Origin of the sequence: Nisaea sp. (assembly GCF_965216895.1) — a bacterium.
In the GTDB taxonomy this organism is placed as follows: domain Bacteria; phylum Pseudomonadota; class Alphaproteobacteria; order Thalassobaculales; family Thalassobaculaceae; genus Nisaea.
Genome location: NZ_OZ244205.1, coordinates 2004493 through 2022500 on the forward strand (window position 1 = coordinate 2004493; position 18008 = coordinate 2022500).

The 18008-nt window shown below is 62.7% G+C and carries 12 protein-coding genes and 2 rRNA genes; 5 read left to right on the top strand and 9 right to left on the bottom strand.

Translation table 11 applies throughout. The features are described from left to right. Window positions 1–23 precede the first annotated feature (23 nt). Entirely contained in the window at window positions 24–1664 is a 1641-nt protein-coding gene (locus ACOOE1_RS09595) for a Na/Pi cotransporter family protein (RefSeq protein ID WP_420406129.1), read from the top strand. A 9-nt stretch (window positions 1665–1673) separates the two neighbouring features. Here ACOOE1_RS09595 and ACOOE1_RS09600 read toward each other — a convergent pair whose 3' ends face one another. The 5 genes from ACOOE1_RS09600 to ACOOE1_RS09620 are packed head-to-tail and all read right to left on the bottom strand — an operon-like array spanning window position 1674 to window position 8006. Continuing rightward, window positions 1674–2459, bottom strand: coding sequence for a carnitinyl-CoA dehydratase (locus tag ACOOE1_RS09600; RefSeq protein WP_420406130.1), 786 nt, complete (start codon window positions 2457–2459; stop codon window positions 1674–1676). Further along, entirely contained in the window at window positions 2452–4494 is a 2043-nt protein-coding gene (locus ACOOE1_RS09605) for an acetate--CoA ligase family protein (protein WP_420406131.1), read from the bottom strand. The genes ACOOE1_RS09600 and ACOOE1_RS09605 overlap by 8 nt, the downstream gene beginning before the upstream one ends. 4 nt (window positions 4495–4498) lie before the next feature. Next, complete coding sequence (locus ACOOE1_RS09610; RefSeq protein WP_420406132.1) at window positions 4499–5659, bottom strand: acyl-CoA dehydrogenase family protein; 1161 nt, start codon at window positions 5657–5659, stop codon at window positions 4499–4501. Further along, window positions 5659–7101 (bottom strand): carnitine 3-dehydrogenase, encoded by a 1443-nt coding sequence (locus ACOOE1_RS09615; RefSeq protein WP_420406133.1) that lies wholly within the window; start codon window positions 7099–7101, stop codon window positions 5659–5661. The genes ACOOE1_RS09610 and ACOOE1_RS09615 overlap by 1 nt, the downstream gene beginning before the upstream one ends. Next, on the bottom strand, window positions 7098–8006 hold the full coding sequence (locus ACOOE1_RS09620) for a 3-keto-5-aminohexanoate cleavage protein (protein ID WP_420406134.1): 909 nt from the start codon (window positions 8004–8006) through the stop codon (window positions 7098–7100). The genes ACOOE1_RS09615 and ACOOE1_RS09620 overlap by 4 nt, the downstream gene beginning before the upstream one ends. 84 nt (window positions 8007–8090) lie before the next feature. On the opposite strand from ACOOE1_RS09620, the gene ACOOE1_RS09625 reads away from it, so the two are divergent. The 3 genes from ACOOE1_RS09625 to ACOOE1_RS09635 all read left to right on the top strand — a co-directional run bounded on the left by ACOOE1_RS09625 (window position 8091) and on the right by ACOOE1_RS09635 (window position 12013). Continuing rightward, window positions 8091–9080, top strand: a complete 990-nt coding sequence (locus ACOOE1_RS09625) for a GlxA family transcriptional regulator (RefSeq protein ID WP_420406135.1) — start codon at window positions 8091–8093, stop codon at window positions 9078–9080. A gap of 224 nt (window positions 9081–9304) precedes the next feature. Continuing rightward, window positions 9305–9937 (top strand): imidazole glycerol phosphate synthase subunit HisH, encoded by a 633-nt coding sequence (gene hisH / locus ACOOE1_RS09630; RefSeq protein WP_420406136.1) that lies wholly within the window; start codon window positions 9305–9307, stop codon window positions 9935–9937. Between the two features lie 12 nt (window positions 9938–9949). After that, window positions 9950–12013 carry an N-acetyl sugar amidotransferase gene (locus ACOOE1_RS09635; RefSeq protein WP_420406137.1) on the top strand — a complete coding sequence of 688 codons (2064 nt, stop codon included), beginning with the start codon at window positions 9950–9952 and terminating at the stop codon, window positions 12011–12013. Here the strand turns inward: ACOOE1_RS09635 and ACOOE1_RS09640 are convergent, their stop codons facing one another. Both ACOOE1_RS09640 and ACOOE1_RS09645 read right to left on the bottom strand, forming a co-directional pair. Beyond that, window positions 12014–13348 carry a surface carbohydrate biosynthesis protein gene (locus ACOOE1_RS09640; RefSeq protein WP_420406138.1) on the bottom strand — a complete coding sequence of 445 codons (1335 nt, stop codon included), beginning with the start codon at window positions 13346–13348 and terminating at the stop codon, window positions 12014–12016. It abuts the gene before it with no gap. A gap of 51 nt (window positions 13349–13399) precedes the next feature. Beyond that, complete coding sequence (locus tag ACOOE1_RS09645; RefSeq protein WP_420406415.1) at window positions 13400–14746, bottom strand: surface carbohydrate biosynthesis protein; 1347 nt, start codon at window positions 14744–14746, stop codon at window positions 13400–13402. Here ACOOE1_RS09645 and ACOOE1_RS09650 point away from each other — a divergent pair. Then, window positions 14633–14926, top strand: coding sequence for a hypothetical protein (locus tag ACOOE1_RS09650; RefSeq protein WP_420406465.1), 294 nt, complete (start codon window positions 14633–14635; stop codon window positions 14924–14926). The genes ACOOE1_RS09645 and ACOOE1_RS09650 overlap by 114 nt on opposite strands. Before the next feature lie 95 nt (window positions 14927–15021). Here ACOOE1_RS09650 and rrf read toward each other — a convergent pair. Together rrf and ACOOE1_RS09660 are read right to left on the bottom strand one after the other, a co-directional pair. Further along, window positions 15022–15136: ribosomal RNA gene (gene rrf, locus ACOOE1_RS09655) — 5S ribosomal RNA — on the bottom strand. A 102-nt stretch (window positions 15137–15238) separates the two neighbouring features. Beyond that, window positions 15239–17980: ribosomal RNA gene (locus ACOOE1_RS09660) — 23S ribosomal RNA — on the bottom strand. Window positions 17981–18008 lie beyond the last annotated feature (28 nt).

Here is an 18008-nt window from a genome sequence, read left to right on the forward strand (position 1 = left end):
CCTGAGCGGTCGCGAATGAGGCCATGGAACTTCTGATCAACATACTCGGGGGAGTGGCACTGCTCCTCTGGGGCGTGCGCATGGTGCGGACCGGCGTGACCCGGGCCTTCGGCTCGAGCATCCGCCGCGGCATCGCATCCGCGACGCGAAACCGGCTGAGTTCCTTCGTGACCGGTCTCGGGGTCACGACGATCCTGCAGAGCAGCACGGCCACAGCGCTGATCGTGAGTTCTTTCGGCAGCAGGAAGATGGTCGGCGTCACCGCCGGCCTCGCCATCATGCTCGGAGCCGATGTCGGCAGTACCGTCGTGGTTCAGGTCCTGGCATTCGACGTCGCCTGGATGTCTCCGGTCTTCATCTTTATCGGCGTTACCGCGTTTCTCTCGTCAGAGAATTCGCGTCGCAGGGCCGTTGCGCGCGTGTTCATCGGTCTCGGCCTGATGCTGCTGGCCATCAAGCTGGTGATGCTCGCCTCCGTCCCTCTGCGGGAAGGCCCCACCATTTCCATGCTGATGGCCCCGCTTCGAAGCGAACCGATCCTCGCCATCATCTTCGCCGCCCTTCTGACCTGGATGGCGCATTCAAGCCTGACGGTCGTCGTGCTGATCATGACTCTGGTCTCGCTCAATGTCGTCGAGCTTCAGGTCGCGATCATGCTTGTGCTGGGTGCGAATATCGGCAGTGCGATCACGCCGGTGGCCATGAACTGGGGGGCAGAGCCCGCGGCCAGGCGCGTTCCCGTCGGCAATCTCCTGATGCGCACAACCGGCGTGCTCCTGCTGTTCTCCTTCGTTCCCTGGATCGTGCCGGTCTTCTCCGACTTTTCAGTCGATTCCGCCCATCTGATCGCCAATATCCATACCGGCTTCAACCTTGTCGTCGCCCTGGTATTCCTGCCGTTGATCGGCGGAGTCGCCAGTTTCGTGACGCGCATTCTGCCGGACCGGCCCGGAGCCGAAGACCTGCTCGCTCCCCGTCACCTGGAGGAAGAAAGCCTCGATACGCCGACGGTCGCGCTTTCGGCGGCCGCGCGGGAGACCCTGCGCATGGGCGACACGGTGCAGTCGATGCTGACCCGCTCGATGGAGGTATTCCGCAGCGGCACGTCCGAGCAGATCAAGGAGATCGAACGCGAGGACGACGTGGTCGATTCCCTGCACGAGGCCGTGAAGCTCTACCTGACGAAACTGTCGCGCCAGGAACTGGACCCGGCCGAGAGCCAGCGCGTGATCGAGATTCTCAGCTTCACCACCAATCTCGAGCATATCGGCGACATCATCGACAAAAATCTGATGGAACTCGCAGCCAAGAAACTCAAGGACGGGGCGGTTTTCTCAAGCGACGGGCTCGCGGAACTGGAAACCTTCCATGCCGAGGTGCTGGCGAACCTGAAGCTTGCGCTGAGCATCTTCATGACCGGGGACCAGAGGCTTGCCCGGCGCCTGATGGAGCAGAAGGTGCATATCCGCGAACTCGAACTGAAATACTCGGAAGCGCACTATGCCCGCATCCGCGACGGCAAGGCGGAGTCACTCGGCAGTTCCTCGCTGCATCTCGACGTGCTGCGCGACCTGAAGCGGATCAACAGCCACATCACCTCGGTCGCCTACCCGATCCTCGAATCGGCGGGCCAGATTGCCGAAAGCCGACTGCGCGAGGCTTGAGGCGCGCGCTCAGCGCCCCTTCCAGACCGGGTCCCGTCCTTCGGCGAAAGCCGTATAGCCTTCCCGGTTGTCTTCCGAAGAGTAGAGCCTGTCGACGGTCTCGAACTGACGCCGGGTGATCCGATTCATCGCGTCCTGAAAGGTCATGTCCTCGGCCTCGCGCACGATCTCCTTGATCGCGGCGAAGACCAGCGGCGGGCCGGAGGCGAGATGCTTCGCCATCTTCCTTGCCTCGTCCATCAGGTCGGCTGCGGGGTAGATATGATTGACCAAGCCCCAGCGCGCCGCCTCCCCGGCCTCGATCCAGCGCCCGGTGAAGAGCATTTCCATGGCGATATGATACGGAATGCGCTTCGGCAGTTTGACCGTCGCCGCGTCCGCCACGGTGCCGGAGCGGATTTCCGGCAAGGCAAAGGTGGCGTGGTCGGCGGCGAGAATGATGTCGGCCGAAAGCGCGAGTTCCAGCCCGCCGCCGCAACAGATCCCGTTGACCGCAGCGATCACCGGCTTGTTCATGCCCCGCAGTTCCTGCAGACCGCCGAACCCGCCGACGCCGTAATCTCCGTCGACCGCGTCGCCGCCGGCCGCGGCCTTCAGGTCCCATCCCGGACAAAAGAATTTCGGCCCTGCCCCGGTGACGATGCAGACCCGCAGTTCGGGGTCGTCCCGGAAGGCGGCAAAGGTCTCGCCCATGATCCTGCTGGTGGCGAGATCGATCGCGTTCGCCTTCGGCCGGTCCAGCGTCACTTCCAGAACGTGGCCATCACGCCGGGTCTTGATCGGGCCTTCACTCATCTCTCTCTCCCATCCTGATCAGGGCGTCCACCGCCACGGCGCCGTCTTCGAGGCAGAGCAGCGGATTGATCTCGATTTCTTCTATCAGTCCGTGATGCGCCGTGACGAATTCCTGCACGGCCAGCACCGCCGCGACAATCGCCGCCCGGTCCGCCGCCGGCGCACCGCGATAGCCGTCCAGCAGCGGGACCATGCGGAGCCGGGAGAGTCCGCGCTCCACCTCCTGCTCCGTCACCGGCAGAAGCAAGGACATGCTGTCCTCCAGGATCTCGGTCTGTGTACCGCCGGCCGCCAGGGTCAACACATAGCCGTGCGCCGGGTCCAGTGTGACGCCGACGAGCAGTTCCGCGAGCGCAGAGCCGACCATTTGCTCCACCAGAAAACGTCCGCAGGGCATGCCGCCCGCCGCCGTCAGCAGCGCCGCCTCGTCCGCAATACCGAGCCTCACCGCTCCCGCCTCGCTCTTGTGCGCAAGACCGAGGCCTTTCAGAACCAGGGGATAACCGAGCGCAGCCGCCGCTGCTGCAAGTCCGTCTTGAGCGGTTGCGACGGATCCGGGAACCGGTACGCCGAACCCGGCCAAGGCCTGCTTGGCGGCAGCTTCGTCCAGAGTCCGGACACTCGAGGGCCGGACCGGCGGCAACGGCGCATGATCGGCGAGCCGGGCCTGCCCGATGAAGGATGCCGCTTCCACCGCCGCGAGCGCATCATCCATGCCCGCCAGCGGCACGATTCCGCGTTCCATGATGGCGCGCGCCGTCCCTTCCGCAAGGTTTTCCGGAAGGGTGGCAAGAATCCCCATAGGCTTGCCGGTCGCCTTCATTGTCGCCGCGACGGCGTCGATCACTTTCTCCCACTCCGCGACGCAGCCAAGCCCGGCGCGCGGGAAGTCGAGTACCACAATTCCGAATCCAGCCTCGCCGCGCATCATCGCGCTGAAAGTACGCGCGGTCGCCTCTACATCACCCCAGATGTAGGTGTGATAGTCGAGCGGGTTGGCGAGCGCGACCCTGGGTCCCAGAGCTTCCATCAGGTCCGTTCTCTGATCCCGTGTCAGCGGCGGATATCGGAGTTCGAAACCGAGCGCGGTATCCGCCATCATACCTGCTTCTCCGCCGGAACAGGACATCGAGGCAATCCGATTGGAGGCGAGCGGCCCCGCGACATGCAGCAGCTTCAGGGTCTCGAGGAAGGCGGAAAGGCTCCGCACCTCCGCGATCCCGAGTCGCTCCAGCAGGGCTGAGGCCCCGGCATGGCCGCCGGAAAGCGACGCGGTGTGCGAGAGCGCACCGGCCCGAGCCTCCTCGGAACGACCGACTTTCAGGGCGACCACCGGCTTGCCGCGTTCCGCGGCCGCCCGCGCCATGGCAGAGAACGCCGCGAGATCGCCGATCCCCTCGATATAGAGGCCGAGTGCGGTCACGCGATCGTCCGCCAGCAACGCTTCCGCGATCTCTGCAAGGCCGGTCTGGGCCTGATTGCCCACCGTCGCCATGTAGGCGATCGGCAAGCCGCGCTGCTGCATGGTCAGGTTGATCGCGATGTTGGAGCTTTGCGCAATGACGGCAACACCACTCTCGACCTTGGAGCCACCATGCAGATCCGGCCAGAGCGCCACGCCGTCGAGATAGTTGAGAATGCCGTAGCAGTTCGGCCCGAGCACCGCCATCTCGCCCGCGGCCGTGACCAGTTCGGCCTGCAAGTCGGCGCCGTCTCCGGTCTCCGCCAGAGCCTCGCTGAAACCGCTGGCGAAACAGACCGCGCCGCCGGCGCCGCGCGCGGCGAGCGCCCGTACCGCCTCGACGGTGGCGTGCCGGTTGATGCCGATGAATGCCGCGTCGGGCGCTTCCGGCAGATCATCGATACTTGCATAGACCCGGCGCCCTGCGATCTCGGGGCGTTTCGGATGCACCGCCCAGACCTCGCCTGCGAAACCGATCTTGGCGCATTCCGCCAGCACGTTGGCGCACCAGGCACCGCCGCCGATGACCGCTACAGTCTTCGGCCGGAACAGCCGCTCCAGTCCCGGACGCATGGGCTCAGGCGCCGAGCGGCCGGAGCAGTTCCCGGCTGATGATGTGGCGCTGGATTTCCGAGGTGCCGTCCCAGATCCGCTCGACCCGGGCGTCGCGCCAGAAGCGCTCGATGGGAAAATCGTCCATCAGGCCCATGCCGCCATAGATCTGCAGAGTAGCGTCCGTGACCCGCGCCAGCATCTCCGAGGCATAGACCTTGGCGCTGGCGATCTCCCGGTTTGCCGGCAGGCCCTGGTCGAGCCGCCAGGCGGCGGAAAGGGTGAGCCAGTCCGCCGCGTCGATCTCGGTGATCATGTCGGCGAGCTGGAAGCTGACCCCCTGGAACTTGCCGATCTGCTGCCCGAACTGCTTGCGCTCGGCGGCATAGGCGAGCCCCATGTCGAAGCAGCGCCGGGCGCGCCCGACAGACATGGTCGCCACCGTGATCCGGGTCGCATAGAGCCATTCGTTCATCACCGCGAAGCCGCCGTCGACCTCGCCCAGAACCTGGGCGTCCGGCAGGCGACAATCGTCGAATTCGAGCACCATGTTCTTGTAGCCGCGATGGCTGACCGAGTTGTAGCCGTCGCGGATGGTGAAGCCGGGCGTGCCCCGGTCGACCAGGAAGGCGGTAATCTTCTTTTTCGGCCCGCGCGGGGTCTCCTCCTCGCCGGTGGCGATGAAGACGATGATGAAATCCGCACGGTCGGCGCCGGAGATAAAATGCTTGGTGCCGTTCACCACCCAGTCACCGCCGTCGCGCTTCGCCGCACAGCTCATGCCGCGCACGTCGGATCCGGCACCGGGCTCGGTCATCGCCAGCGCGTCCATCTTCTCGCCCTTCACCGCGGGCGTCAGGTAGCGCTCGACCTGGTCGCCCTTGCAGGCCATCAGGATGTTCTGCGGGCGGCCGAAGAAGTGATTGAGGGCCATCGAGCCGCGGCCGAGTTCGCGCTCCACCAGCGCGAAGTCGAGATGGGAGAGCCCGCCGCCGCCGACCTCTTCCGGAAAGTTGCAGGCATAGAAACCGATATCGAGGCATTTCTGCTTGATCGCCTCGGCCAGCTCCGGACGCACCTCGCCGGTACGTTCCACTTCCGCCTCGTGGGGATAGATTTCGGTCTCGACGAAATCGCGCACCGTCGAGACGATCATTTCCTGTTCTTCCGTCAGCCCGAAATGCATCAGAGCAGCTCCGCCTCGTCCGGTTGCGGGAGCGCGGCATGGGCGGCGGCAAGCGCCTCAACCTTCCCCAGCACCGCATCGTCCGGCACGGAGGAGCGGCGGGTGGTGAGATCGACATGGATCATGAGCTGCTCGCCGGTCGCCAGTTCCTCGCCGGCCTCGTTCTTCATGCGGTGGAAGACGCGGTACTTCTTGCCCCGGCCTTCCAGCACCTGGCTGTCGACCAGAATGCGCTGGCCGGCATGGGTCTCGTTCAGGTAGCGGATCCGGCTGTCGACGGTGAAGTAGCTCTTGCCGCTCTCGATATAGGCAGGGTCGGCACCGACCAGGCGCATCATCGCGTCAGCCGCGTCCGAGAAGACCTGGCCGTAGCGGCTCTCGTTCATGTGGCCGTTATAGTCGGTCCAGTCGACCGGCACGGTACGGTCGACCGTGCGGACGAGTTCGCCTTCCGCCCACGGCCGGGCGAGCGTCTCCTCGTGTTCCGCGATCAATTTGCCGGCAGCCGCACCCTGCTGCTTCAGTGCCCGCATCATGGCGACGAGATTGTTGTCGCGCAGCCGCTCCAGTTCGCGGATCGAGAGCGCGCCGGACTGGGCGTCGGACTGGTCCGCGATCTGTTTGACGAGATCGTCGGTCAGTTCCGGCACGTCCATCAGCCTGGTCCAGGGCCACTGGAGGCAGGGACCGAACTGGGCGATGAAATGCGCCATCCCAGCCTCGCCGCCGGCGATCCTGTAGGTCTCGAAGAGCCCCATCTGAGCCCAGCGCAACCCGAAACCATAGCGGATCGCGTTGTCGATCTCCTCTGTTGTCGCGACTCCGTCTTTCACCAGCCAGAGCGCCTCGCGCCAGACAGCTTCCAGGAAGCGGTCGGCGATATGCGCGTCGATCTCGGCCCTGACCCGGAGTGGGAACAGCCCGACGGAGCGCAGCAAACCCTCGGCCTTCTCTATGATCGCGAGATCGGCATGCGGCCCCGGCACCACCTCGATCAGCGGCAGCAGATAGACCGGATTGAACGGATGGGCGACGAAGATGCGTCCCGGCCGCTGCGCCCCTTCCACCAGTTCCGACGGTTTGAAGCCGGAAGTGGAAGAGCCGACCGGCGTCTCGGGCGCGGCAGCCGCCTCGATCTCGGCAAAGACCCTGTGCTTGAGCTCGAGCCGCTCCGGCACACTCTCCTGGATATAGTCGGCGCTGATCACCGCGTCGGCAATGGTCGTGACATGGGAGAGCCGGCCTTCCTCGGGCAGCGCGATCTCGTAGAGCATCGGCAGGGCATGGCGCGCATTGCCAAGCACTTCCGACATCTTGCGCCCGGCCTCCGGATCCGGATCGAAAAGCCGCACGTCCCAGCCGTTGAGCAGGAAGCGCGCCGCCCAGGCGCCGCCGATGACCCCGCCGCCGATGATGGCGGCCGTCTTGCGTGCGGTGGTCATTGCGGCGCCCGCTTGACCAGGCCGAGCTTGTCACGGACAGCCTGCGGGCCGATCACTGTCGCGCCGAGATTCTCGATGACCGTGACCGCCTTTTCGACCAGTTGGGCGTTTGTTGCGAGTTCGCCCTTGCGGAGCCAGAGATTGTCCTCCAGCCCGACACGGACATTCCCTCCGGCCAGAACCGAGGCGGCGACATAGGGCATCTGGTTGCGGCCGAGGGAGAAGGCCGACCAGGTCCAGTCCGCCGGCACGTTGTTCGCCATCGCCATGAAGGTATTGAGATCGTCCGGTGCTCCCCAGGGCACCCCCATGCAGAGCTGCACCAGCGCCGGCGCGGCCAGGATGCCGTCATCGACCAGTTTCTTGGCGAGCCAGAGATGGCCGGTATCGAAGGCCTCGATCTCCGGCTTCACGCCGAGTTCGGTCATCATCGAGCCCATCGCGTCGAGCATGCCCGGCGTGTTGGTCATGACGTAGTCTTTCTCGGCGAAGTTCATGGTGCCGCAATCGAGCGTGCAGAGCTCCGGCAGACACTCGGCGATATGGGCGACCCGCTCCTCGGCCGAGACCATGTCCGTACCCTCGACCAGGGGCAGCGGCTTTGACGGACTGCCGAACACCAGATCGCCGCCCATGCCCGAGGTCAGGTTCAGCACCACATCGACATCCGCCTCGCGGATCCGGTCGGTCACCTCTCGGTAGTATTTCAGGTCTCGGGACGGCGTCCCGGACTCGGGATCGCGCACATGACAATGCACGACGGCCGCGCCGGCCCTGGCGGCGGCGATGGCGCTCTCGGCGATCTGTTGCGGCGAGCGCGGAACATGCGGGCTGCGGTCCTGCGTGCCGCCGGATCCCGTCACGGCACAGGTCACGAAGACCTCACGATTCATTTCAAGCGGCATTCCAGTCTCCCGAGCGCATGCGAATGGAAGCCGCAAGTCTATGATGCGTTGACAATAGTCATCATGCCGTTTTAGCTGTTTTTTATGCCACTTTGGATCAATCCGCAGGACGGCACGCAGGACGTCGCAGTCCTGCTGTTCGACCGCTTCTCGAACTACTGCCTCGCCAACACGATCGAGCCGATGCGGGCGGCAAACGATTATCTCGGCCGCCCGGCCTATCGCTGGCGCCTGGTCAGTCTCGACGGCGCACCGGTCACCTCCTCGAGCGGCCTCCGGCTGTTGCCGGACGGACGGCTGGCGGAGCAACCCGGCGGCGACGCCCTGTTCGTCTTGCCAAGCTACGGCTATCGCGAGCTCGGCACGCCGGCCTGTCTCGACGCCCTCCGCGCCGCCGCGCGGCGCTACGAGAGCCTGATCGGGCTCGACACGGGAAGCTGGCTGCTGGCCGAGGCCGGGCTGCTGAACGGCTATGCCGCCACCATCCATGTCGACGAGTTCGAGCGCTTCTCCGAACGCTTTCCCGAGGTCACCGCCCGGCGCGAACGCTGGCTCATTGACCGCGACCGGGTCAGCGCCGGCGGAGCGACCACCGCGTTCGAACTCATGCAGCACCTGATCGAAGCGACCCATGGCAGCGTGGTTTCGCTGGAAATCGCCGGACTGTTCATGCAGGGCGAGGACAGTATCCGTTCAATGGCGGCGGGCACGCCCGGCGACCGGCGCGTGCAGCGGGCGCTCGCTCTCATGCGGGGCAACATCGAAGCGCCACTCCATATTGCCGAAATCTCCCGTGCCGCCGGCTGCCGCCAGCGCGATCTTGAAGAGCGCTTCCGGCGCGCGTTCGGCGCGGCGCCGCGGACCGTTTACAGGCAGATCCGCATGGCGGAAGCGCTCCGTCTGGTGCGGGAAGGCGACCTGTCGGTAGCGGAAATCGCGCTGCGCTGCGGCTACAGTGATCCGAGCGCCTTCACCCGGTCCTTCCGCCGGACCTACGGCAGGCCGCCGCGCGCCGCAAGCGCCAGGACGGGAGCGCGGACAACCGCTCCGAACCCGACTGGGGCCGTGAAGTGAGGGAGGGGCCGACGGGTTCTCGGGCGAAGCGGAGTCTCTGCGGTCCGTGGTCGGCGACTTCCTCGGCCGCACCCGGGTCCGATCGAAACCCGAACAGTCTGATCGACATGACGGTATTTGGATCTGGCATTGCCATTGGGCATGCGGTAGACCGGAAAATATAGTCGCTCCGGGTAACCCCTATCACCCCGACGGCTCCGTCATTGTTCGGACGCAATCACCTGATGCTCCACGTCATCGACCTCGAAAACTGCAATCTGGCCTCCGTTCTGCGCGCCTTCGACCGCATCGGGGTCGCGACCACCACTGTCGGCAAGCCGGACCTGCTCGCGAACGCGAGCGCGATCGTCCTGCCCGGCGTCGGCGCCTTTGCCGCCAGCATGGGCAGGCTGAACGAACGCGGTTTCTCTCCGGTGCTGCGCGAGATGGTGCAGCGCGACGGTGTGCCGCTGCTCGGGATCTGTCTCGGGATGCAGCTCCTCGGCGATGCCAGCGAAGAACATGGCATCCACCCGGGACTGGGACTCGTTCCCGGGACGGTCAAGCGGCTCCGTCCGGCAAGCCGGGCAGACAAGGTGCCCCATGTCGGATGGGCGGACGCGGTGCCGGCCAAGGAGAGCTACCTCTTCCCCGACCAGACCGTCTCGAGCTTCTATTTCGATCACAGTTACCATTTCGACTGCGATGATTCTTCGGACATCGCCGCGCGCACAGGATTCGGGGGCGAAGAGATCACCGTCGCGGTCCAGCGCGGCCATGTCGCCGGGGTTCAGTTCCATCCCGAGAAAAGCCAGGATGCCGGACTGGACCTGCTTTCCGCCCATCTCGACTGGCTGCGCGGCAAAGGCCGGCTCTAGGAAATCAACACCATGGTCTATCCGCGACTGATCCCCTGCGTCCTGCTGAAGAACGGCCTGATCGTCCGCAGCGAGCATTTCGAGACGCACCAGGTGATCGGAAACCCGATCCAGACGATCTCGCGCCTCTCAAGCTGGAATGTCGACGAACTCTTTTTGGTCGATATCAGCACCGAAGATTATCACGATCTCCGGCGCGACGACCTGCATGTGCGCTACCAGGGATCCTCGGCGCTCGACGTCCTGCGGGAAATCGCCAAGATCTGTTTCATGCCGCTCAGCTTCGGCGGCCGGGTCCGCAGCCTGGAGGACATCTCCCGGATCCTGAATGCCGGCGCGGACAAGGTCTCGCTGAACAGCGCCGCCCTCGCCACGCCGGATCTGATCGCGGAGGCGGCGCGCGAGTTCGGCAGCCAGGCCACAATCGTCACCATCGACGTGAAGCGCCTGGAGGACGGGCGCTACGAGGTCTTCGCCGATGCAGGCCGCACCGCGACCGGCCGGGATCCGGTCGACTGGGCCCGCGAGGCAGTTGATCGCGGCGCCGGCGAAATCGTCATCCAGGCGATCCATCGCGACGGCAGCGCCGAAGGCTACGACATCGAACTGGTCACCAAGACAGTCAACGCGGTCGACGTCCCGGTGATCGCGCTTGGCGGCGCCGGCCGTTACCAGGACTTCCCGCCCGCCTTCGAGGCCGGGGTCAGCGGCGCGGCGGCCGCCAATATCTTCAATTTCTTCGAGCTCAGCTACGGCATGGCGAAGAAGCATTGTGCCAAGGCGGGCATTCGCCTGCGCGAGAGCCGCCTCGAAAGCGTCTGGTCTCCGCGCGAGCCGAAATATGCGCCCGGTGACGCCAGCGCCCGCATAGCGGCGCGGCTCGAGGCCGCCAGGACCGCGGATTTCCCCGCGGCGCGCCAGAACCGCCCGACCCAGACCGTCACCTGGTGCACCAAATGCGTCTATTCCTCGCTCAGCGCCACCCCGATGGCGTTCGACGAGAACGGCGTCTGCATGGGCTGCAAGACGGCGGCGGCGCGGAGCGACATCCCGGCCGCGGAATGGAGCCGGCGCGAAGTCCTGCTGAAAGACCTGCTCGAGCGCTACAAGAGCCGGGACGGCATGCGCCCGGATTGCGTGATCGCGGTCAGCGGCGGCAAGGACAGCTGGTTCCAGACCCACTACATCAAGAACGTGCTCGGCTACAATCCGCTGCTCGTCACCTATAACGGCAACAACTACACCGATGTCGGCTGGCGCAACCTGTTGCGCATGAAGGAAGTGTTCGACGTCGACCACATCATCTACTCGCCCCGGGTCGACGTTCTGAAGAAGCTGAACCGGCTGGCCTTCAAGATCATGGGCGACATGAACTGGCATGCCCATGTCGGCATCAACACCGTGCCGGTCCGCCTCGCCGTCCAGCTCGGCATCCCGCTGGTGATCTGGGGCGAGCATGGCTACATGGATCTCTGCGGCCAGTTCGCGATGACCGATTTCCCGGAGATGAGTTACCGCTACCGACTGGAACATTTCGGCCGCGGCTATGACTGGAACTATTTCACCGGTCTCGAGGGCCTGGAAACAAAGGACCTGATCGCCTGGCAGTATCCGCGGGACCAGGAGATGTTCGATCTCGATCTGCGCGGCATCTATCTCGGCAATTATGTCGACTGGGACGCCAACCAGCACACGCAGCAGATGGTCGAGGAATACGGTTTCGAGGTCAGTACGGAACCTTTCGACCGGACCTACCGGCGCATGTCCAACCTCGACGACATGCACGAGAACGGCGTCCACGACTACCTTAAATACATTAAATTCGGCTACGGCCGCTGCACCGATCACTGCTGCAAGGACATCCGTTCGGGCAAGCTGAGCCGGGAACAGGCGATCGACCTCGTCAACAAGTACGATCCCGTGCGCCCGCGTGACCTCTATCGCTGGCTCGACTATGCGGAGATGAGCGAGGAAGACTTCGATCGCATTGCCGATACCTTCCGTGACCCTCGGGTCTGGTGGCGCGATGCGGACGGCAACTGGCAGCGAAACCGCCTCGAACCGGGTTCCGGCTAACTAGTCCCCGTCTTGTGTACGCGAGAGCTCGAAGAGGCCCTCGCCGGCGACCCGAAGGGTGACCGGGAACGTGCCGCGCAGCGCGCGTGAGACCATGACGAAGGCCTCCCGAAACTGTTGCGTCGTTACCGAGAACTTGACCCTGTAGTGCGCGTGCGCGCCCTTGAGGGCGAATTTCTTCCCGGGGAAATCCTGCTCGGTCGCAGTTTGGCTCGCACCGTCGAATTTCCGCCTGATCGCGCGCCATTGCCGCTCGCTGACAAGTTCGTCATCGGCATCCCTGACATACCGGTTCATGGGTTCCCGCCCCCCTGTCGCGAGCTGGCCATCGAGGGCCTGCCCCCCGGCCACCCGCCGCGCCAGATCGACGATCTCCGGCACGGACTCGATCCGCCGCAGTACGCGGTTTGCAACGAAGCACGCCGCCATGCCGTTGTCGAACGGCGTGAACGAGATCACCGGCCTCCCCATGACCTTTGCCTCGAGGCCCGTCGTGCAGGAATTCTGCACCACCAGTCGTGACGCATGGATCCAGTCGACGACCGGCCCCTCGCGCACGACCGATAGCCGGCCGGCCCACTCCCGCTCCGCCGCGAGGGCATGCCAGGTGTCGATGTTTTCGGACGTATGGGGGCGAAGGACAACCGGCACCTCGTCTGCGAGCGCCCGCGCCAGTTGCTTGAACCCCTCCATCGTCCGGGTTTCGAACTCCAGCGCCCGCTGCCAGAGCGCCACCTCCTCGGGGTCGCTCTCATCCACGATCCCCATGCCGACCAGCAGCTTCCTGTAGAACTCCTCGGGAGACCCGACAAAGGTGTTCGCATACCCGAAATTGGTATTGAGAAGAACGAAGTCGCCGTATTTGGCACGCAGCTCGGCCGCCTTCTCACGGCGTTGTTCAAGAAAAAGCGGTTTCAGAAGATCGAACCGCCCGACCCCCACAATCTCGACCTTGCCGTCTATCGCCGGATTGGCCTCGGTCACGACTTCCGCGTCGAACGCCCCGTGCGCGAGATAGACATCGGTCATTTCCGCGACATCTCGGGCCATGAGGTTCTTGATCAACAGGGGCTCGGCGAGCGGTACATTCTCCTCCTCGATCGAGACAATTCCGAAGCCGCGGGCCTTCAGCGGCCTGATCTTGTTGCACTGGATCGCATTGGTACCCTTGGCGAAATAGACGCCAACAGGAAATTCGTGGATGATCTTGGTGAGGAGCATCTGATGCCCGACGACCACGCGCCACCCGTCCCTGAGCGCGAAATGGGCCAGAATCAGCCGGGCCTCCAACTCGCGTGCGCTTTCCTCGATCGGCAGGTAGAGAACTTTCCGCATTTTCGACGACGTCCGTAAGCTGAGCGGCCGTTCAACGGCCTATGCCTTCAATCAAGCCGAGAGGTGCAGTGCCGGATCTGCGGTCGGAGACTGAACGGGCCGGGAAAGTTCGAACAGCCCGGCACCTGCGACCCTGACATTGACGTCAAAAGCACTGCGGACGGCACGTGTCACCATCACCAGCGCGTCGCGAAACTGCTCCGGCGTGACCGAGAACTTGCGCTTCATTTGCGGGTGCAGATTCTCAAGTTTCAGCTTTTCCTTCGGGAAAACCGCTGCAGAGGCGGGTTTCGTCACGCCATCGAACTTCCGCTTTATGGATTGCCACTGGCGCTCGCTCACAAGTTCGCCATCGGACTGCCGGATATACCTTCCGATCGGCTCCGGCCCGGTCCCCGTCAGCACATCTTCAAGCGGGTCTCCCTTGACCGCCCGGCGCGCCAGATCCAGCACCTCAGCATCCGTATTCACCCGCCGCATGACCTGATTGGCGACAAAACTGGACAACATTCCGTTGTCGAACGGTGTATAGGAGATGACAGGCGCGCCCATCGCTTTCGCCTCGAGGCCCGTGGTGCAGGAGTTTTGCACCACCAGGCGGGATGCCAGCAGCCAGTCAATCACCGGACCTTCGCGCACGACCTGCAGCCGTCCGCCCCAATCCATTTCATCTTCGAGCGCCTGCCAAGTGGACAGATTTTCCGAGGTATGCGGACGGATCACGACCGGAACCTCAGCGGCGAGCGTCCGCACCAACGCCATCACACGTTCCATCGTCCGTGTCTCGAACTCGAGCGCGCGATCCCAGAGTGCACGTTCGATCTCATTGTTCACGTCGATCAGACCGAACCCGACAAGCATACGGTCGTAGAAATCTCGCGGCGAACCCAGGAAAGTGTTGGCATAACCGAAATTCGTGTTGATGAGGATGAAGTTGCCATACCTCTCCATCAGCTCGACGGTCTTCGCCTGGCGTTGTTTCAGGAAATTTCGTTTCAGCAGATCGAAACGTCCAACCCCTACGATCTCCAGCTTGTTCCTGATGGTCGGATTTGCCTCGGCCACGACCTCGGCATCGAATTCTCCATGTGCAAAATAGAGATCGATCAGGTCCGCTGCGCCCTTGGCCATGATATGCTTGATCAGCAAGGGATCGGCGAGGGGAACGTTCTCCTCCTCGATGGCTGTGATTCCAAAACCGCGACGTTTCAGTGCCGCCATCTCCCGGCGCTGGATTTCATTCGTGCCCTTGGCGAAATAGACACCGTTCGGGAGCCGGTGCGCGTGTTTGAAAAAGCCGGTCTGATGGCCGATCACGGCCTTCCACCCGTCTCTTACGGCGCAAAGCGCGAGGATCAGCCGCGCCTCGAGTTCGCGCGCGCTTTCCTCGATCGGCAGGTAGAGAATTTTGTGCATTCGGTTCAAACCCGGTCTGCGCATCGAGAGCGTCGAATTACCCGGCAGAATCAGACGCTCAACTGGTTTTCAATTGAAAATCTATTTGCACAGATGCTGCCGTCAAACAATGCGCATTTCGGGTCCTCCGCAGACCCTGTTCAGACATTTTCCGAAATGTAAAAAGGGCCCGCGAAACAGAGGTTTCGTGGGCCCGGTCCGAATGACTTGCGAGCATTGCGAGAGGTTAAGGGTGTTTTATTTTTTCCTCATATATGACCTGGCGGCGACCTACTCTCCCGCGGCTTGAGCCGAAGTACCATTGGCGCGGAGGGTTTTCACGGCCGAGTTCGGAATGGGATCGGGTGCGGGCCCCTCGCCATGACCACCAGGTCATAAATGAGGAATGCGATGAACGGTGTTCGTGTTTTTGGATGTCTGCTTCGGCTGCAGTGCTTTCGCTCTGCGGTCCGGTATTTGGTTCTGTATGAGTTTGGTATCAAGCCGATCGAACGATTAGTACCGGTTAGCTTCACATGTTGCCACGCTTCCACACCCGGCCTATCGACGTGGTGGTCTTCCACGGTTCTCGGCGAGACCTGGTTTTGAGGGGGGCTTCCCGCTTAGATGCCTTCAGCGGTTATCCTTTCCGCACTTAGCTACCCTGCTGTGCCGCTGGCGCGACAACAGGTCCACCAGAGGTGCGTCCATCCCGGTCCTCTCGTACTAGGGACAGCTCCTCTCAAGTCTCGAACACCCACGGCAGATAGGGACCGAACTGTCTCACGACGTTCTAAACCCAGCTCACGTACCACTTTAATCGGCGAACAGCCGAACCCTTGGGACCTGCTCCAGCCCCAGGATGTGATGAGCCGACATCGAGGTGCCAAACACTCCCGTCGATGTGGACTCTTGGGGAGTATCAGCCTGTTATCCCCGGCGTACCTTTTATCCGTTGAGCGATGGCCCTTCCACGCGGGACCACCGGATCACTATGACCGACTTTCGTCTCTGCTCGGCCTGTCGGCCTCGCAGTCAGGCAGGCTTATGCCATTGCACTCGTCAGCTGATTTCCGTCCAGCTTGAGCCTACCTTCGCGCGCCTCCGTTACTCTTTGGGAGGCGACCGCCCCAGTCAAACTACCCACCATGCAGGGTCCCGGATCCGGATCACGGACCGCGGTTAGATATCAAAAAACAAAAGGGCGGTATTTCAAGGGTGGCTCCACCCCGGCTGGCGCCGGTGCTTCAAAGCCTCCCGCCTATCCTACACATTCATTTCCTGATACCACTGCAAAGTTGTAGTAAAGGTGCACGGGGTCTTTCCGTCTGACCGCGGGTACTCCGCATCTTCACGGAGAATTCAATTTCGCTGAGCCAACGTTGGAGACAGCGGGGAAGTCGTTACGCCATTCGTGCAGGTCGGAACTTACCCGACAAGGAATTTCGCTACCTTAGGACCGTTATAGTTACGGCCGCCGTTTACCGGGGCTTCGATTCAAAGCTCTCACCTCTCCTCTTAACCTTCCGGCACCGGGCAGGCGTCAGACCCTATACCGCGCCTTGCGGCTTCGCAGAGCCCTGTGTTTTTAGTAAACAGTCGCCACCCCCTACTCTGTGCCACCCCCACCTGGTTGCCCAAGCGGAGGTCCCCCTTCTCCCGAAGTTACGGGGGCATTTTGCCGAGTTCCTTCAACGTTGTTCTCTCAAGCGCCTTGGTATGCTCTACCAGCCCACCTGTGTCGGTTTGGGGTACGGTCTATACGGTGGGGCTATTTCCCGGAACATCCAGGCCGCACACTCAATCCAGTAAGAATGTACGGCTTCCGATATTCGTCACGTCCCACCAGGTTCAGGAATATTAACCTGATTCCCATCGACTACGGCTTTCGCCCTCGTCTTAGGGGCCGACTCACCCTGCGCGGATTAGCCTTGCGCAGGAACCCTTGGGCTTTCGGCGAGAGTGTTTCTCACACTCTTTGTCGCTACTCATGTCAGCATTCGCACTTCCGATACCTCCAGGAGAGCTCACACTCCCCCTTCGCAGGCCTACGGAACGCTCCGCTACCGCGTGGACAAGTCCACGCCCTCAGCTTCGGTGTACGGCTTGAGCCCCGGTACATCTTCGGCGCAAGGTGGCTTAACTAGACCAGTGAGCTATTACGCTTTCTTTAAAGGATGGCTGCTTCTAAGCCAACCTCCTGGCTGTCTTGGCCTCCTCACATCCTTTCCCACTTAGCCGCAACTTGGGGACCTTAGCTGGAGGTCTGGGCTGTTTCCCTCTCGACCACGGACCTTAGCACCCATGGTCTGTCTGCCGTGCTGTACTCACCGGTATTCGGAGTTTGGTTAGGTTTGGTAAGGCTCGCGCCCCCCTAGCCCATCCAGTGCTCTACCCCCGGCGGTAATCACACGACGCACTACCTAAATAGTTTTCGCGGAGAACCAGCTATATCCGAGTTTGATTGGCCTTTCACCCCTAGCCACAGATCATCCCCGTCTTTTTCAACAGACGTGGGTTCGGCCCTCCAGTGCGTGTTACCGCACCTTCAGCCTGTCCATGGCTAGATCACCCGGTTTCGGGTCTAATCCGACGAACTCGACGCCCTATTCAGACTCGCTTTCGCTACGCCTACACCTAACGGCTTAAGCTTGCTCGACAGACTAACTCGCTGACCCATTATACAAAAGGTACGCCGTCAGGGCATGAAGCCCCTCCGACTGCTTGTAGGCATTCGGTTTCAGGTCTCTTTCACTCCCCTCATCGGGGTGCTTTTCACCTTTCCCTCACGGTACTTGTTCACTATCGGTCGCTGAGGAGTACTTAGGCTTGGAGGGTGGTCCCCCCACGTTCAGACAGGGTTTCACGTGCCCCGCCCTACTCAAGGACCAACTCTGAGCTTTACCCGTACGGGGCTATCACCCGCTACGGCCCGACTTTCCAGACGGTTCCGGTTTCTCAAAGATGGCCACTGGCCTGGTCCGCGTTCGCTCGTCACTACTAACGGAGTCTCGGTTGATGTCCTTTCCTCCGGCTACTTAGATATTTCAGTTCACCGGGTTCGCTTCCGCACACTATGGATTCATGTACGGATGACCTTACGGCCGGGTTTCCCCATTCGGATATCCGCGGATCAAAGCTTACTCGCAGCTCCCCACGGCTTTTCGCAGCGTGTCACGTCCTTCATCGCCTCTCAGCACCAAGGCATCCACCAAATGCCCTTATTGACGCTTGATACAACTCATACAGAAGCAAATACCGAACG

What these genes read in the sequence shown, in the direction of transcription:
- ACOOE1_RS09595 (WP_420406129.1), top strand. Translation starts at nt 24, where the DNA reads ATGGAACTTCTGATCAACATACTCGGGGGAGTGGCACTGCTCCTCTGG.
- ACOOE1_RS09600 (WP_420406130.1), bottom strand. Translation starts at nt 2,459, where the DNA reads ATGAGTGAAGGCCCGATCAAGACCCGGCGTGATGGCCACGTTCTGGAA.
- ACOOE1_RS09605 (WP_420406131.1), bottom strand. Translation starts at nt 4,494, where the DNA reads ATGCGTCCGGGACTGGAGCGGCTGTTCCGGCCGAAGACTGTAGCGGTC.
- ACOOE1_RS09610 (WP_420406132.1), bottom strand. Translation starts at nt 5,659, where the DNA reads ATGCATTTCGGGCTGACGGAAGAACAGGAAATGATCGTCTCGACGGTG.
- ACOOE1_RS09615 (WP_420406133.1), bottom strand. Translation starts at nt 7,101, where the DNA reads ATGACCACCGCACGCAAGACGGCCGCCATCATCGGCGGCGGGGTCATC.
- ACOOE1_RS09620 (WP_420406134.1), bottom strand. Translation starts at nt 8,006, where the DNA reads ATGCCGCTTGAAATGAATCGTGAGGTCTTCGTGACCTGTGCCGTGACG.
- ACOOE1_RS09625 (WP_420406135.1), top strand. Translation starts at nt 8,091, where the DNA reads ATGCCACTTTGGATCAATCCGCAGGACGGCACGCAGGACGTCGCAGTC.
- hisH (WP_420406136.1), top strand. Translation starts at nt 9,305, where the DNA reads ATGCTCCACGTCATCGACCTCGAAAACTGCAATCTGGCCTCCGTTCTG.
- ACOOE1_RS09635 (WP_420406137.1), top strand. Translation starts at nt 9,950, where the DNA reads ATGGTCTATCCGCGACTGATCCCCTGCGTCCTGCTGAAGAACGGCCTG.
- ACOOE1_RS09640 (WP_420406138.1), bottom strand. Translation starts at nt 13,348, where the DNA reads ATGCGGAAAGTTCTCTACCTGCCGATCGAGGAAAGCGCACGCGAGTTG.